Raw genomic sequence first — 16081 nt, forward strand, 5'->3', positions numbered from 1 at the left:
TGCTTCAATTGTCAAAACAACGCGATTTTTGCACGTTTTGTTGTTCCGCCGTCCGCAACCGCGCGCCCGAAGCGACGGCCGCCTATCGAAAAAATGAAGGTTCCCCGTTCCGATTCCGGCAAAAAAAGCCTACTTTTGAAAACATGCCGCCGCCGTCCGGCACACCGGCGGCGCGGCGTAAAACCTCAACCGAAAAAGCCATGTTCGACAAACAAACCTATATCGCCCGCCGCAAGGCGCTGCACGCCAAATTGTCCGGCGGCCTCGTGCTGCTACCGGGCAACGACGAATCTCCGGCCAACTATCCGGGCAATACGTTCCGATTCCGGCAGGACAGCACGTTCCTGTATTTTTTCGGGCTGAACCGCCCGGGCTGCTCCGGCCTGCTCGATCTGGATTCCGGCGAAGACGTTCTGTTCGGCGACGACCCGACCCTCGAAGACATTATCTGGACGGGGCCCCAGCCTTCCCTGGCCGAACTGGCCGGCGAAGTCGGCGTCGAAAAAACACAGTCGGCCGCCCACCTGCAGAAGCGGATCGAAGCGGCCGTCGCCAAAGGCCGCCGCATCCTCTTCCTGCCGCCGTATCGCGGCGAAACCCGTTCGACGATGAGCCGACTGCTCGGCATCCGCGCCGACCGGCTGGCGTCCTACGCTTCGGCGGAATTGGCGCGCGCCGTCGTCGCGTTGCGCGAGGTAAAAGAGCCTGCGGAGATCGAAGAGATCGAACGGGCCTGCGAGACCGCCGGCAAAATGCACCGCCTGGCGATGCGCATGTGCCGTCCGGGGATTACCGAACGCGAAATCGCCGGGGCGATCGAAGGCGTCGCCCTGCAACACGGAGCCGGAGTATCGTTCCCGTCGATCGTAACGCAGCACGGCGAAACGCTGCATAACCACGATTACGACCATGTCCTGCAAAGCGGCCGGCTGATGCTGATCGACGCCGGCGCAGAGACGGCGATGAACTATTGCAGCGACTTCACGCGGACATTCCCGGTCAACGGACGTTTCACCGGCAGGCAAAAAGACGTTTACGACATCGTGCTGGCGGCCAACGACCGCACGTTCGAACTGGCCGGGCCGGACACGTTCTACTACCGGATGCACAACGAAGCGTCGATGGTGATCGCCGAGGGACTCAAATCGCTCGGCCTGATGCGCGGCAACATGCAGGACGCGGTCGGGGTGGGGGCGCAGGCGCTGTTCATGCCGCACGGGTTGGGACACCAGATGGGGCTCGACGTGCACGACATGGAGAATATCGGCGAAAAATACGTCGGCTACGACGAAGAGACGCTGCGCAGCTCGACGCCGGGGCTTTCGTCGCTCAGAATGGGCAAACGGCTGAAAGAAGGCTTCGTCATCACGGTCGAGCCGGGCATTTACTTTATTCCGGCGCTGATCGCCAAATGGGAACGGGAAGGACTCGGCGGCGGGTTCATCGACTTCGAAAAAGTGCGGGAATACCTCGATTTCGGCGGTATTCGGATCGAGGACGACATGCTGATTACTTATTACGGCAACCGGATGCTCGGCGGTAACCGCCCCCCGGTAACGACCGCCGGGATCGAAGCGTACATGAACGGCGGATAACGGCTCCGCCCGCCTGCCGCGGAGCGCAAAAAGCGGTTCCGTTTTTCCCGTCGATTTTCATTCGATAGAACAGCGGGGACAAGAATGTTTCGTTCGGGGTACGGAACCGCTTTCAGGCAAAAGTAAATAAAATTCCGTGCATTCCGTCCGGCCCCGAAATTTTTCCGAGACGGCACCGTTCGGAAAATCCTCGCCGCCGGAACGGGGCGGAGCGTCGGAACCCTTGCGAACGGAGCAACCGTCCCGGCAACCCGTACAGGACCCCGAATAAAAAAGATTCCGCCCGGCGGGGCGGAATCTTTTCCGTTTTCGTTTTCGGGAGCGCTCCTTCCGGCCGACGCATTACGGCCGGTCGACTTCGGAGATCCGGATCAATTTCGACTCCGGAGCCTGCGTAAAAGTGAACCGCAGCCCCTGGCCGAGCAGCTCCTCGCCGCCGAGCAATACGCTTTGCTGCGTATCCATATCGGTAACCCGGTACCGTTTCTGCGGATCGAGCCCTTTCAGCCGGCATACGCCCGAATCGTAGATCGACCCGGCCCGGTTGAACATCTGCACGAAGCCCGTACCCGTCTCGGGACGGAAGAACATCCAGCCGATCCACACGTCGTCCTGCAAGCTGTACGCAGTCAGCGGATAGAAGTCGCCGCGGTAGTCGCCGCGCACCTCCTCCCACTGCGCCAGCAATCTGCGCAGCAACGGGTAATCGGCGTCCTTGACCCGCGAGTCGAGATTCAGCACGATCGACGGGCTCATGTTGCTGCGGAAATCGTAAGCCGTGATCCGGTTGACCCCGGCGCCGGAGAACGGAATCCAGGCCGAAAGTCCGTAAGTCTGTCCCTGCACGCCGACCGGTTCGAACGCGTAGTCGCTGCGCCACAGCGGTACGGCGCGCCGCAAGTTTTCGAGTTCGAGCCGCTTGCCGCCGGCGGCGCAGATGTCGATCAGCATCCCCGGATGGCGGCGTTGCAGCTCGTCCATGTATTTCAGGTAACCGATTACGTGCTTGATTTCGGCGATCCCCTGCCGGTCGGGATTTTTGCGGTCTTCCTCGTTCCAGTAATCGGACGACATGACGGCGAAATCCTGACGGTACAGGTCGATATCCTCGCTTTTGAGCAGACTGTCCACATGATCGGTCATCCAAGCCAGCGCTTCGGGATTTCCGTAGTTGAAAAAGCGGGTAGTGCCGTCGCCGAGCGTCCACTCCGGATGGTTTTCATAAATCCAACTGCCGGCCGTCACGCGCTCCGGCTCGAACCAAAGCAACGACTTGACCCCTTTCGCATGGGCGTGGTCGCTGATCGCCCGCAGTCCGTTCGGATAACGTTTCGGGTCGGGATACCACGTTCCGAGCAGATCTTGCCACGAACCTCCCCGGTTCGGATACCAGCCGGCGTCCATCCACCAGTAATCCAACTTCACACCCTCTTCGAGGTAACGGTCGATAAACTCCATCTGGTCTTTATCCGTAGCATGGAACATCTCGGCGAAATAGGCCGAACTGGCCGCTTCGAGGATCGGTTCGGGCAAACGGCCTCCCGGACGCGGCAGGTTATGGTCGTACATCCAGCCGCGCCACATGTTTTGCGCCGCGTCGCGCGTCCCGTTCCAGAACATCACTACGACCAGCGGCGTGCGAATCTCCTCGCCCGGTTCAAGGTACAAGCGCGTTTTAATCTGTCCGATGCGAACGTTCAGCGTCGTGTCGGCCTTCCTGTCGAACGAAGCTTTCCACTGCGCAGGCCAACCTACGGCGGTCATCACGCCCCGGGTTCCGCCGTTCCACTCCGCATTGAAGAACGGCAGGTTCTCGGCCGTCGGGAAACCGTACCAGAAAGCGCCGACCTCTTTGGCCTCCTGCCGGCCGAGCTTCATCCGGTTCGGCTGGAAATCCTTCGCTCCAGAGTGCCCTCCCTCGTTGTAGTTCAGGTAAACGTCGTCTTTCCCGTCCAATCCGAACGGAACGTCCAAAGGCAACAGGTTTTCGAGGATTCCGGTTTTCGTCCTGCCGTTATTTTTGAAATAGACGACCCACTCCACGGCCGGGTAATCGGCATAACGAACGATCTCGCAGCGCACCTCCAGGCCGGAAGCGGGATCGGTATAAGTCCGCGCCTCCCGTTCGCGGGCGGCATCCGCCGAACCGGTTTTCACTTTCAATTTGCAGCCGCTTAAAAATTCGCCGGAAGATTTCCCGTCGTAAACGAAACTGAACGGCAGCGGTCCGCCGACGGCAAACTGCCGATCGACCCATGCGCGGCAAGCATCGATCTGTGACTGCGGAACGGCAACAGACGCTTCCGCCTTTTTCGCGGAAAGCGAAACGGCCAGACCGCACGATGCGAGTAAAATAAGAAAAACGCGTTTTCTGAACATAAATCTATTTTATTGAACGTTAAAAAAGAATCCGTACCGCACGGAAAATTTCCATAAACGACGCATACCTCCGTCCGCGGTGACAAAACGGGCGACGGCAACCCATACACGTTCCAAAAAACGGCCCTCTTATCCGAAACAATCGCCGTGCACGTTTTCAAAGATACCGAAATTATTCCGAAACGGCACAAAAAAGCCGCATTTTTACAAATGCGGCTTGCCAATCGTAAGTTCGAGACCTATTCTTTGATCCGTTCGTTGTACTCGCGGGTACGGGTATCCACGCGGATTTTGTCGCCGGTATTGATAAACAACGGCACCTTCACAGTAGCTCCCGTATCGACCGTAGCCGGCTTCAGCGAATTGGTCGAAGCGGTGTCGCCTTTCACGCCGGGTTCGGTGTAAGTCACTTCCATGTCCACTACCGGAGGAAGTTCGGCCGAAAGGACGGTTTCCTTTTCGGTATGGAACATCACCTCCACGACCTGTCCTTCGCGCATCAGGTCGGAATTATTGATCAGATTGCGGTCGATATGGATCTGCTCGAACGTTTCGGTATGCATGAAATTGCAGCCCAAATCGTCTTCGTAAAGGTACTGGTAGGGACGGCGTTCCACACGAACCGGTTCGATCTTCTCGCCGGCCGAGAACGTTTTGTCGAGCACGCGCCCGTTTTCGAGGTTTCTCAGTTTGGTGCGGACGAAGGCCGGGCCTTTGCCGGGTTTTACGTGCAGGAATTCGACGATCGAAAACGTTTTACCGTCCAGTTCGATGCACATTCCGTTTTTGATATCTGCTGTCGTTGCCATTGCATTGAATTGTTTTAGGTTGCAAAAGTAGTTTTTTTTTCCGAAAAATGAAAACCGAAGATCCATCGCCCACTACAACACTGAAAATCAATAAAATAATCCATTACGATTGAAAATCGTGAACCCGAAATTGAACGTCAGGAACCAGTTGTTTTTGTTGGTGACGTCGTATTTCGACAGGGTCAAGCTGACCGGGCCGAAAGCCGTCTGATAGACCAGCGACGAATTGAACATGTAGCGCACGCGCTTGTGGATATTCTCTTTCACCTTGTTGTTGTCGCCGGGCAGGAAGGCGTAGGCGCTGTTTTTCAGGTAGAACTTCGGGGCGAACTCGAACGTCGGCATAATGCCGAGTCCGATGAACGAATTGCTGCGGAACTCCTTGATATACACGAACCGGCTGTGCGGAGTCGGCGTGAAAGCCGGCGAAGAGATGTTGGTCGCGTACTCGTTTGTGAACGAAGGATGATTCGTCACGACCAACTGCGCCAGGTATCCGACCGAGAACCATTTGCACACCGGATAATAGTGCTCGCGGACGAACTGCGCCCCGAACCAGTGCCGCGAATCGCCGCTGCGCCTCGGGACCTGATCGGGCGACCGGGTTCCGGGAGCGTACATTTCGTTGCCGGTAACGAAAATGGCCGATATCGTCTGGCGGATACCCCGCGTCGGGTAGAGCAGGTAGTTCAGGCCGTTGCGGTCGAGTTCCAGCTTCAGGCCGAAGAACGGGAACTGCGTCCGGTCCATCACGTCGTCGTCCGTATAGTCGGTCGTCTGGAAATAACTGTAACGGTCGTAACCTCCGTTCATGCGCAGCGACAGCACCGAATAACGATCGACCGGTACGGTCAGCGCGGCCGTCGCATACGTGTCGATATACTTCGAGTAGGTCAGGTCGGTCTTTTTGGCGATCCCGCCGAAATTGCTTTTAAAATAGTTGTAATAGTTGAAGTTATACCCGTAATCGAGCGAAAACAGCGCCTTCATGAAAAAATCGGTACGTCCCCGCAGCGACAACGAGGAGTAGAGCGGACTGAAATAACCGTCGAAATTGTAGGTCTGCGAACTGAGGCCGATCCGCCGGTATTCGAGTCCGACGTAGGCCTGGTTCATCGACGTCGACGACACGTTGCCGCCGAACATCACTTTGAAGCTCGGTTTGGTCTTCATCTCGATGTCGAGCTTGAAAAATTTCGAGGAATCGTCGTAGGTCACGTCCGGATAATTTCCTTCGATATCCCCGTCCGACAAAATCTTGAAATAACCGGAACGGAATTTTTCGAGGTCGAATGCTCGGTCCTTCTTCTTTTTAGCGTTTTTCGGCCCGTCCAGTTGCAGCAACTCCTTAACATACATCGTCTGGTTATCGTTCAGCCCGGAAATCTCGTACTTGTCGAAAAACAGGTTCGGCAACGAAGCCCGGTAAGCCTTCCGAGCCGCCGACAGCGAATCGGGGTCCACGCGGCGGGTAATGCGCTCCTTGATCAGCGGCATCGCGTCGATGGCGTCGCTGTAACCGCGGTTGATCACATACTCCACCTTGCCGAAATCGAGCGTCGACACATCCTCGAAAGCGTGTTCGATCAGAATGTCGCTGTCCGACGGCAATTTGTAGTCGGTATGCATCATCGTCAGCGCCAGGATCTGGTCCACCACGTTGTCCTCGCTGGGCTTGGTATTGCCGGCCGTGCACTTGCTTCCGATCAGCACCTCCGGACCGAAATCCTCTTTCAGCACCTGCCATGGGAAATTATTGTACATGCCGCCGTCGTAGAGCAGCGTCGAATCCTGTTTCAGCGGTTTGAAAACGAGCGGAATGGTCATCGAAGCCCGGATCGCCTTACCCAGGTCTCCGTTGCGGTACACCACCTCCTTCTGCGCGGCCGCATCGGTCGCCACGCAACGAAACGGGACGAAAAGCTTATCGAAATCGCCTCCGCACTGCGCGTTCGGCGCTGCGAAGAACTCCACGAACGACATGTCGATCTGGTCGGACGGGATCAAGTTGGTGGGCAACTGGGCCACCATCTTTTTGTTGCGATTACGCAGATCGAGCCGCAACGACACCATCGCCGCATTGGGTTGTTTCTGCCGGAAATAATAGATATACTGCGGCTTGATCTTGCCGCTCATCCAGTATTTGATCTGATCCGATTTGAAAACTTCGGCCATTTCGTCGGGCGTGTACCCGATCGCGTAAAGCCCCGCGATAATCGATCCCATCGACGTGCCCGAAACGTAGTCGACCGGAATCCCGTTCTCTTCCAAAGCCTTCATTACTCCGATGTGGTACAATCCCTTAGCCCCGCCGCCGCTCATCACCACACCCACTTTTTGCGCTGACGCCGATATTGCGATCCATACCGACAAACCGGTAATTATGCTTTTTATGCGCGTCATTTATAAAATATTCTTAACTTTGTTCGTTAAATCTATCGGGTAAAAATAGCGATAAAAACATAAACCACCAACGATGATCGACAAAATAAACGATTTGCTGAAGCGGGTCGAAGCGTTCAAACCGCAGGCCGCCGCCGAGGTCGAAGAGTTCCGGGTGCGAATGCTCGGACGCAAAGGGGAAATGAACGACGTGTTCGAAGAGTTCAAGAAAGTGGCGCCGGAGTTGAAAAAAGAGCTCGGCCAGAAGATCAACGCGCTGAAAACACGCATCAACGACAAAATAGCGGAGATGAAATCCGCTCTGGAAAATACCGAAACCGACTCGGACGCGGCCATCGACATGACCCGTCCGGGATCGAACGACCCGATCGGCAGCCGGCATCCGATCTCGCTGGTAAGGAACGAAATCGTCGACATCTTCGCGCGGCTCGGCTATACGGTCGCCGAAGGGCCCGAAATCGAAGACGACTGGCACGTATTCTCGGCGCTGAATTTTCCGCCGGAGCATCCGGCCCGCGATATGCAGGACACGTTTTTCATCCGCAAAAACCCGGATATCCTGCTGCGGACGCACACCAGTTCGATCCAGGTGCGCACGATGGAGCGTCAGAAACCGCCGATCCGCGTGGTTTGCCCGGGGAGGGTATTCCGCAACGAGGCCATTTCGTACCGGGCGCACTGCATTTTTCACCAGGTCGAAGGACTTTATATCGACGAAAACGTATCGTTCGCCGACCTGAAACAGAGCATTCTGTATTTCGCCAAGGAGATGTTCGGCGAAAAGGCGCAGATCCGGATGCGCCCGTCGTACTTCCCGTTCACCGAGCCGTCGGCCGAAGTGGACGTGTCGTGCAACTTGTGCGGAGGCAAAGGATGCAACGTATGCAAACATACCGGCTGGCTCGAAATCATGGGCTGCGGGATGGTCGATCCGAACGTGCTCGAAGCGTCGGGCATCGACCCGCAACGGTATTCGGGCTTCGCATTCGGCATGGGAGTTGAACGGATCGCCATGTTGAAATACGGCGTCAAGGATCTGAGGCTCTACTTCGAAAACGACGCGCGTTTCTTGCGCCAGTTCGATTCTGTTTTCTAAAAAACCCGGAGGGGCTGTTTATGACGAAACTGACAAAATCTCTTTGCGTGGGTGCCGCCGCTGCGGCGCTGCTGTTTTGCGGCCCGTCCCGTCCGGCCTATGCTTCGAAACCGGAAGCGCGGACAGACCGGGGATATTCGCCGGAGCAGACGGCTTCTTATTATTACACCGAAGGGATCAAGAACAACATCATGAACGGCGATCCGCAACAGTCGGTAGACCTTTTCAAAAAGGTGCTGGAGATCGATTCGACGCATGCGCCGACCCTTTTCGAGTTGGCCACGCTCACGATGTCCGAGCCCGAAACCGCCCTCCGGTACAGTCTGCGGGCCAATGCCGCCGACACGGGCAACATCTGGTACCGAACCCAGCTCGGACGGCTGCTGATCGCCACGCAGCGCTACGACTCGGCGATGACGGTTTACAATTCGCTGCTGAAGGCCGCTCCGAACAATCCGGACAACTACCGGCTGATCGCCATGCTGTACGAACAGAAAGGCGATCCCGAGAAAGCGCTGATCATCCTCGATTCGGCCGAACGCCAACTCGGCGCCGTCGAAATGCTGGCGGGGTATAAGCGGCAACTGCTGCTGAACATGAAACAGTACGACCGGGCCTTGGTCGAGGCGAAAGCCATGGTGGAAAATTTCCCTTACGACGAAGACAACTACGTCGAACTGGCGGAACTCTACACCACGCTCGGACAGCTCGCGCAGGCGCAGGAAGCTTATCGGAAAGCGCAGGAGATCAATCCCAACAGTCTGCGCGTCATCGCGTCGCTGAATGATTTTTACAAGCGCACGAACGACAATGTCCGCTTCCTGTCGACGGCTGCGCAACTTTTCCGGTCGAAAGAATTTCCGCTCGAAACGAAACTGAAATTTTTCGAAGAACTCACCCAAACGCCGAATTATTACCGCGACTATTACGTCCAACTCGGAGAACTGGCTTCGTCGCTGGCGATCACTTATCCCGAAGACTACCGGACGGTCGAACTGTACGCCAAACACCTGATCGCCGGAGGATTTCTGGAAGACGCGCTCAGTCTGTACAAATCCTACCTGAACGATTCGACCGACCGCAAAGAGCCGTTCAACACCGTCATCGAGATCGAAGCATATCAGAAACGGCCCGATTCGGTGGCCAAATACACGGCAATGGCCTTACAGCGCTTCCCGTCCGACCCGGAGCTCTACCTGCGCAAGGGATCTATTTCGGCCTACATGCTGAACAACCCGAAAGAAGCCGAACCGGCCTACCGCGAAGCGCTCAAATACGCTAAAACCGACTCGCTGCGCAGTGTGATCTACGGCGTGCTGGGAGACAATTACCAAACGCTCGGCGACTACAAAAACTGCTTCAAATCGTATGAAAAAGGCATGAAGCTCGATACGACCAATGCGGTCATATACAACAACTACGCTTATTTCCTGAGCCTGCGCAACGAGCGGCTCGACAAGGCGCTCGCGATGACGGAAAAGGCGATCCGGCTGTCGCCGAACAACCCGACCTACCTGGATACCTACGCATGGGTGCTCTACCAGTTGGGCCGGTACGAAGAAGCACGGACGCCGATGCGGCAGGCCGTATCGCTCGATCGTACCGGCAACAAGGAACTGTTCCTGCACTACGGCGACATCCTCTATAAACTGAAAGACAACTTCATGGCTTCGATTTACTGGAAAAAGGCGCTGGAAAGCGGTTACGATCCGGAGCAGATCGAACAACGGCTTAAACAAATCGAATAACGATGACCCGGACAAGACTGTTGCTGACCCTTTTGTTTGCCCTTGCGACGCTGAGCGTGCCGGCCCAGCAGTTGGAATCGTTGCGCGAAGAGATCCGGCAAGCCGAAGAGGAGATCAAAATGACCAACCAGTTGCTGTCGAAAACGCAGAAAAACCAGCAAACGACCGACCGGCAGCTAAACCTGATCCGCAATAAGATCCGCAACCGGAAGAACATCATCTCGAACCTCGAAAAACAGTCGGGATTGATCGAAAACAACATCGGTGCGAAAAACACGACGATCCGGTCGCTGGAACAGGATCTGAATCGGCTGCGGCAGGAATACGCCGCGATGGTTTACGATTCCTATAAGAATTACAAGCTGAACAACTTCATGCTCTTTCTGTTCGCATCGCGGGATTTCAACGACGCTACGCTGCGGATCGCCTATATGCACCGCTACAACCGGATGCGGGAACAGAAAGCCGCCGAAATCGATTCGGTATCGGCCTCGGTCGGACGCGAAATATCCAGCCTGCAAAGTCAGAAGGAGGAACTCGACAAAGTGCGCCGCAGCCGCAACGAAGAGCTGACCTCGCTGGACAAGGACGAAACGCAGTACCGCACCTCGTCGCAGAAACTGCAGCAGGAAGCGGGCAAACTGAACTCGATCATCAAGGCGAACAGGAAGCGGATCGAACAGATGCAGAAACAGATACGGCAGATCATCGCCGAAGAATCGCGCAAAAACAAAGCGAAACCGCAAACGTCCGAACAACGGGAATTCGACGTCAAGCTCTCCGGACAATTCGAACAGAATACCGGCAAGTTGCCCTACCCGGTGCGGGGAGTCATCGTAAATAACTACGGACTCCACTCGCACACTGCGATCAAAGGCGTCGTCGAAAAGAACCAGGGCGTCGACATCGCGGCCGAACCGGGAGCCGAAGTGCGCGCCGTGTTCGAGGGAGAAGTCAGCCAGGTGCTGCTGAACCAATGGACGAACAAGGTCGTCCTGCTGCGTCACGGAAACTACCTGACCCTTTACAGCAACCTCGCTTCGGTCAACGTCAAGGTGGGCGACCGGGTCACGCTGAACCAGCCGATCGGGCGGATCGCTTCGTCCGAAGACAGTAACGATTGCACGCTGCATTTCGAAGTATGGAAACTCGACGCGCAGAACAATCCCGTCAACCTGAATCCGGAAAAATGGCTGAGACGATAACCCGAAAACGAATTAAACTACGATACGAACAATGCCGGTAAATTACTGCACCGAAGCGTGCGACTTCATATTCAGGGGCAAAAGAAAAACCTCCGCATGGATCAGGCGAACGGCCCGGACGGAGGGGTGGGACACGGGAGCCGTATCGGTCGTCTTCTGTTCGGACGAACGGCTGCTGGAAATAAATAACAAATACCTGAACCACAATTACTTTACGGATATTATTACGTTCGATTACAGCGATCCGGAGAAGAAAAAGATCGCCGGAGACCTGATGATCGGAATCGGTACCGTGCGCGATAACGCGGCCGCTTTCGGAACGACGTTCGAAAACGAACTGCAGCGCGTGATCATTCACGGTATTCTGCATTTGTGCGGCTACGGCGACAAAACGCCCGAAGAAGCCGCACGGATGAAAAGTCTGGAAAACAAATACCTGGACCTGTTTTACAACGAAATCCCCGGGTCCGCGCCGCGTCGGGTAGACAAGAAGCGGAAAGGGGAGCCGGAAAAACAAAAAAAATGAAATTCGAATACGATATCATCGTCGTCGGAGGAGGACATGCCGGATGCGAAGCGGCGGCGGCGGCGGCCAATATGGGCTGCCGGACGCTGTTAATCACAATGGACATGGGCAAATTCGCCCAGATGTCGTGCAATCCGGCCATCGGGGGCGTAGCCAAAGGACAGATCGTCCGGGAGATCGATGCGATGGGCGGTTATACGGGCATCGTCACCGACCGTACGACGCTGCAATTCCGTATGCTGAACCGTTCGAAAGGGCCGGCGATGTGGAGTCCGCGCGCGCAGTGCGACAAGGCGCGCTTCTCGCTGCTGTGGCGCGAAATGCTCGAAAACACGCAAAATCTCTACCTGTGGCAAGACGCCGTAACCGCCCTTCAGATCGAACAAAATACGGTCGCCGGGGTCACGACTCGGATGGGAGTGCAATTCCGCTCGAAAGCCGTTATTTTGACCGCAGGAACCTTCCTCGAAGGGTTGATGCACATCGGCCGGACGCATGTTCCGGGCGGTCGCGCCGGCGATCCCGCTTCGCACGGGCTGAGCGCCCAACTGGCCGGACTCGGTTTCGAAGTCGGACGCATGAAAACCGGCACTCCGGCCCGGCTCGACGCCCGTTCGATCGACTTCAGCCGACTCGAAGAGCAACAAGGAGACGAAACACCCGGTAAATTTTCATATTCTACTTATACAGAGTGTATTAAAAAACAAATTCCTTGTTATCTCGTTTACACATCGAAAGAAGTGCACGATATTTTGAGGAGCGGATTCGCCGATTCGCCGTTGTTCAACGGCACTATCAAGGGGATCGGACCACGCTACTGTCCGAGTATCGAAGATAAGTTGCGGACTTTCGCCGGCAAGGATTCCCATCAACTTTTTCTCGAACCCGAAGGAGCCGACACCCACGAATACTACCTGAACGGTTTTTCGTCGTCGTTGCCATGGGATATTCAGGTGGCGGCGCTGCAAAAAATCAAAGGATTCGAAAATGTACAACTTTACCGGCCCGGTTATGCGATCGAATACGACTATTTTCCGCCGACCCAGCTCTACCATTCGCTGGAGACGAAACTGATCGGCGGATTGTTTTTTGCCGGTCAGGTGAACGGAACGACAGGATACGAAGAAGCCGCTGCACAGGGACTGATGGCCGGAATCAACGCCGTACTGAAACTGCGGGACGACGAACCGCTCGTACTGCGGCGCGACGAATCGTACATCGGGGTATTGATCGACGACCTGGTCACCAAAGGCGTCGACGAACCTTATCGGATGTTCACCAGCCGCGCCGAATACCGGATTTTGCTCCGGCAGGACAATGCGGATATCCGGCTTACGCCGATTTCGTATAAAATAGGGCTTGCGGATGAAAAAAGGTATCGAAAAACGATGCAAAAAAAATCGTCCGTAGAATCGCTTATTTCATTCGTTCGTCAACTGAGTGTCACTCCGGCCGATTTGGAGGAGTATTTAAAATCGATCGAATCGACGCCGCTGACCCAGGGACGAAAACTTTACGATATCATTTTACGCAATAAAATCACGTTGAACGGACTGGCGGAATACCTGCCCGAACTGGCCGATTTCATTTTTGAAAACGGGTGTTCGCAGGAAGTGATCGAAGAAGCCGAAATCCAGATCAAATATCACGGATACATCGAGCGCGAAAGGCACATCGCCGACAAAATGACGCGACTCGAAAATATCCGGATCCGACCGGATTTCAATTACAGCGAACTGACTTCGCTTTCGATCGAATCCCGACAGAAACTGACGAGAATCCGCCCGTCTACCATCGGACAGGCTTCGCGGATACCGGGAGTCAGCCCGGCCGACATCAACGTACTGTTGGTTTATTTCGGACGTTAATTGTTCCACGTGGAACAAATCTTTATTTAAAACATCCATCGTGGAGAATGTTCCACGTGGAACAAATTTAAAAGAAATGAAAAACATTTTCGACCTATCAAAAAACGGAGCTAAAAAGATTTATATAGACGGGACGCTACATCCGATCAAAGTCGGTATGCGGGAGATATCACTGCAAAACGGGAAAAAAGTCTGCGTTTACGATACGACCGGCGCCTATACCGACGACAATTATCAAATCGACATCCGGAAGGGAATGCCGAAAGTCAGGGAACCGTGGATCAAGGAGAGGGAGAAAGAGGGCGAATTCCATACCCAGTTGTGGTATGCCCGGCACGGGATCATCACACCCGAAATGGAATACGTCGCCATCCGGGAGAATCAGAACAACGAACGGGAAGACCGCATCACACCCGAAATGGTACGGGAAGAGATTGCCGAAGGACGCGCCGTACTGCCGTCCAATTACCGGCATCCGGAAGCGGAACCGATGATTATCGGCAGTAAATTCTTGGTCAAAATCAACGCCAACATCGGTAATTCGGCGCTGGGCTCGTCGATCGAGGAAGAGGTCGAAAAAGCCATGTGGGCCGTCAAATGGGGAGCCGACACCGTGATGGATCTGTCAACGGGCAAGGAGATCCACCAAACCCGCGAAGCTATCCTGCGCAACGTTCCCGTACCGATCGGCACCGTACCGATGTACCAGGCGTTGGAAAAAGTAGGCGGCGAAATTGCCGATCTGACCTGGGAAGTGTATTACGATACGCTGGTCGAACAGTGCGAACAAGGGGTGGATTACTTCACTATCCATGCCGGTATCTTACAGCGCCACCTGCCCGCCGCACTGAAACGCGTGACCGGAATCGTTTCGCGCGGCGGGTCGATTCTTGCAAAATGGATGAGCATCAACAAACAGGAAAACTTTTTGTATACCCATTTCGAAGACATTTGCAAACTGCTTAAAAAATACGACATCGCTTTCTCGCTCGGCGATGGCCTGCGTCCGGGAAGCATTGCCGATGCAAACGACGCAGCCCAGTTCGGAGAGCTGGAAGTACTCGGAGAACTGGCTAAAATCGCATGGAAACACGACGTACAGGTCATTATCGAAGGGCCGGGACACGTTCCGATGCAAAAAATCCGTGAAAATATGGACAAGCAAATCAAATACTGCCACGGAGCCCCGTTCTACACGTTGGGACCGCTGGTCAGCGACATCGGAGCCGGATACGACCACATTACCTCCGCAATCGGCGCAGCGATGATCGGATGGATGGGGACCGCCATGCTGTGCTACGTAACCACCAAGGAGCACCTGGCCCTGCCGAACAAGGACGATGTCCGCGAAGGCGTCGTAACTTACAAACTGGCCGCCCATGCGGCGGACATCGCGAAAGGACATCCCGGAGCAGCCGAACGCGACCTGCAAATGAGCCATGCCCGGTATGAAATGCGCTGGAACGACCAGTTCAACCTGTCGCTCGACCCGGAACGGGCCCGCCGGATGCACTTCGAAATGATTCGCGAAGGATCCGACCACTGCTCGATGTGCGGGCCGCACTTCTGCGCCATGAAAATTACGAAGTCTATTTTATAAAACATTAATAATCAATTATATAAAAAAGAGAGACGATCTGTCTCTCTTTTTTTACGCCTTCGGAATCCGCAGTATGTTCCGCTTTCGATCCGAAATAACGTTATTTATAAAAATTTCTACCGGTTGTCCGCGCAAAAAAGCGATCGGTCAATTTTCGTCTATTACGAACCGAATCTGGGCTACCGTCCTGAAAGGCACTCCGTTACGTTTAGCCGGATTCCATCCGCGCACCGCAATATCGTAAATCTTATCGATAAACACCTGCGAATACTGCTTCAACGCCCCGCCCAGCTCCACGATCCGGTGCACGATCCCGTCTTCGTCGATATCGACTTCGAGTAAAAACACGTCCGGCCTGTCCGGATCGAGCAGGCTGCGGTCGTCAATCAGCTTTTCGATCTGCGGCCGCCAAAGCTCCGGTAATTTCAGCAGCGATACGCCATTAAAAGAGGGCGCCTCGTACTTGGCCTCGGTTTGCTCGATATAATTAAATCCCATGCCTTTAAACAGCCTTCTATTGCGGTCGTACTGCAGACGCACGACCGGCGCATCCGGCGATACGGCAAAACTGTATTCCCGCTGGCCGATCCGCAGCTTCACCAGCGAACAGCCGTCTCCTTTCGGCTCTTCGGTCACCGAAGCGTCGGCCACCTTGAAATCACAGGCCATCTGTTTGGCGAATTCCCGATCCGAATAGCGGTAAATCGACGTATAACCGGGCGTAGTAATGATGATGCGGCAACTATCCGCCTGTGCGAAGCAAACGGCGGAAATCCCCGCAAAAACCAGTAATAAAAGCAACTTTTTCAACTTACACAAGTCTTCAATTATTATGGAAACGGAAAACGGAGA

General features: G+C 55.0%; 11 protein-coding genes. 7 read left to right on the plus strand and 4 right to left on the minus strand.

Going from position 1 to position 16081, the window contains the following annotated elements; translation table 11 throughout:
• Window positions 1-200 precede the first annotated feature (200 nt).
• The gene (locus GFH31_RS07745) at window positions 201-1595 is read left to right on the plus strand and encodes an aminopeptidase P family protein (RefSeq protein WP_101572077.1); all 1395 of its coding nucleotides are present in this window, start codon (window positions 201-203) and stop codon (window positions 1593-1595) included.
• A gap of 342 nt (window positions 1596-1937) precedes the next feature.
• Here the strand turns inward: GFH31_RS07745 and GFH31_RS07750 are convergent, their stop codons facing one another.
• The 3 genes from GFH31_RS07750 to GFH31_RS07760 all read right to left on the minus strand — a co-directional run bounded on the left by GFH31_RS07750 (window position 1938) and on the right by GFH31_RS07760 (window position 7186).
• A complete protein-coding gene (locus GFH31_RS07750) occupies window positions 1938-3974 on the minus strand; it encodes an alpha-galactosidase (RefSeq protein WP_153497741.1) in 2037 nt (678 codons plus the stop codon).
• Between the two features lie 239 nt (window positions 3975-4213).
• Complete coding sequence (efp, locus tag GFH31_RS07755) at window positions 4214-4783, minus strand: elongation factor P (protein ID WP_055202873.1); 570 nt, start codon at window positions 4781-4783, stop codon at window positions 4214-4216.
• An 87-nt stretch (window positions 4784-4870) separates the two neighbouring features.
• The gene (locus GFH31_RS07760; protein WP_055202871.1) at window positions 4871-7186 is read right to left on the minus strand and encodes a patatin-like phospholipase family protein; all 2316 of its coding nucleotides are present in this window, start codon (window positions 7184-7186) and stop codon (window positions 4871-4873) included.
• A 73-nt stretch (window positions 7187-7259) separates the two neighbouring features.
• Here GFH31_RS07760 and pheS point away from each other — a divergent pair, with 73 nt between their 5' ends.
• From pheS to thiC, 6 genes are all read left to right on the plus strand, one after another.
• Entirely contained in the window at window positions 7260-8282 is a 1023-nt protein-coding gene (gene pheS, locus GFH31_RS07765) for a phenylalanine--tRNA ligase subunit alpha (RefSeq protein ID WP_055202869.1), read from the plus strand.
• Between the two features lie 20 nt (window positions 8283-8302).
• Entirely contained in the window at window positions 8303-10030 is a 1728-nt protein-coding gene (locus GFH31_RS07770) for a tetratricopeptide repeat protein (protein ID WP_118458132.1), read from the plus strand.
• Window positions 10031-10032: 2 nt separating this feature from the next.
• Window positions 10033-11235 carry a murein hydrolase activator EnvC family protein gene (locus GFH31_RS07775; RefSeq protein WP_055202864.1) on the plus strand — a complete coding sequence of 401 codons (1203 nt, stop codon included), beginning with the start codon at window positions 10033-10035 and terminating at the stop codon, window positions 11233-11235.
• A 31-nt stretch (window positions 11236-11266) separates the two neighbouring features.
• On the plus strand, window positions 11267-11761 hold the full coding sequence (gene ybeY, locus GFH31_RS07780; protein WP_153497742.1) for an rRNA maturation RNase YbeY: 495 nt from the start codon (window positions 11267-11269) through the stop codon (window positions 11759-11761).
• A complete protein-coding gene (gene mnmG, locus GFH31_RS07785) occupies window positions 11758-13629 on the plus strand; it encodes a tRNA uridine-5-carboxymethylaminomethyl(34) synthesis enzyme MnmG (RefSeq protein WP_153497743.1) in 1872 nt (623 codons plus the stop codon). The genes ybeY and mnmG overlap by 4 nt, the downstream gene beginning before the upstream one ends.
• A gap of 76 nt (window positions 13630-13705) precedes the next feature.
• Window positions 13706-15229 carry a phosphomethylpyrimidine synthase ThiC gene (gene thiC / locus GFH31_RS07790; protein WP_101571984.1) on the plus strand — a complete coding sequence of 508 codons (1524 nt, stop codon included), beginning with the start codon at window positions 13706-13708 and terminating at the stop codon, window positions 15227-15229.
• 147 nt (window positions 15230-15376) lie between these two features.
• Here thiC and GFH31_RS07795 read toward each other — a convergent pair whose 3' ends face one another.
• The gene (locus GFH31_RS07795; RefSeq protein WP_118458135.1) at window positions 15377-16039 is read right to left on the minus strand and encodes a hypothetical protein; all 663 of its coding nucleotides are present in this window, start codon (window positions 16037-16039) and stop codon (window positions 15377-15379) included.
• Between the last annotated feature and the right edge of the window lie 42 nt (window positions 16040-16081).

It is taken from the genome of Alistipes sp. dk3624 (genome assembly GCF_009557455.1).
Lineage (GTDB): Bacteria > Bacteroidota > Bacteroidia > Bacteroidales > Rikenellaceae > Alistipes_A > Alistipes_A hominis.

What these genes read in the sequence shown, in the direction of transcription:
- efp (WP_055202873.1), bottom strand. Translation starts at nt 4,783, where the DNA reads ATGGCAACGACAGCAGATATCAAAAACGGAATGTGCATCGAACTGGAC.
- ybeY (WP_153497742.1), top strand. Translation starts at nt 11,267, where the DNA reads ATGCCGGTAAATTACTGCACCGAAGCGTGCGACTTCATATTCAGGGGC.
- pheS (WP_055202869.1), top strand. Translation starts at nt 7,260, where the DNA reads ATGATCGACAAAATAAACGATTTGCTGAAGCGGGTCGAAGCGTTCAAA.
- GFH31_RS07745 (WP_101572077.1), top strand. Translation starts at nt 201, where the DNA reads ATGTTCGACAAACAAACCTATATCGCCCGCCGCAAGGCGCTGCACGCC.
- GFH31_RS07760 (WP_055202871.1), bottom strand. Translation starts at nt 7,186, where the DNA reads ATGACGCGCATAAAAAGCATAATTACCGGTTTGTCGGTATGGATCGCA.
- GFH31_RS07775 (WP_055202864.1), top strand. Translation starts at nt 10,033, where the DNA reads ATGACCCGGACAAGACTGTTGCTGACCCTTTTGTTTGCCCTTGCGACG.
- mnmG (WP_153497743.1), top strand. Translation starts at nt 11,758, where the DNA reads ATGAAATTCGAATACGATATCATCGTCGTCGGAGGAGGACATGCCGGA.
- GFH31_RS07750 (WP_153497741.1), bottom strand. Translation starts at nt 3,974, where the DNA reads ATGTTCAGAAAACGCGTTTTTCTTATTTTACTCGCATCGTGCGGTCTG.
- GFH31_RS07770 (WP_118458132.1), top strand. Translation starts at nt 8,303, where the DNA reads ATGACGAAACTGACAAAATCTCTTTGCGTGGGTGCCGCCGCTGCGGCG.
- thiC (WP_101571984.1), top strand. Translation starts at nt 13,706, where the DNA reads ATGAAAAACATTTTCGACCTATCAAAAAACGGAGCTAAAAAGATTTAT.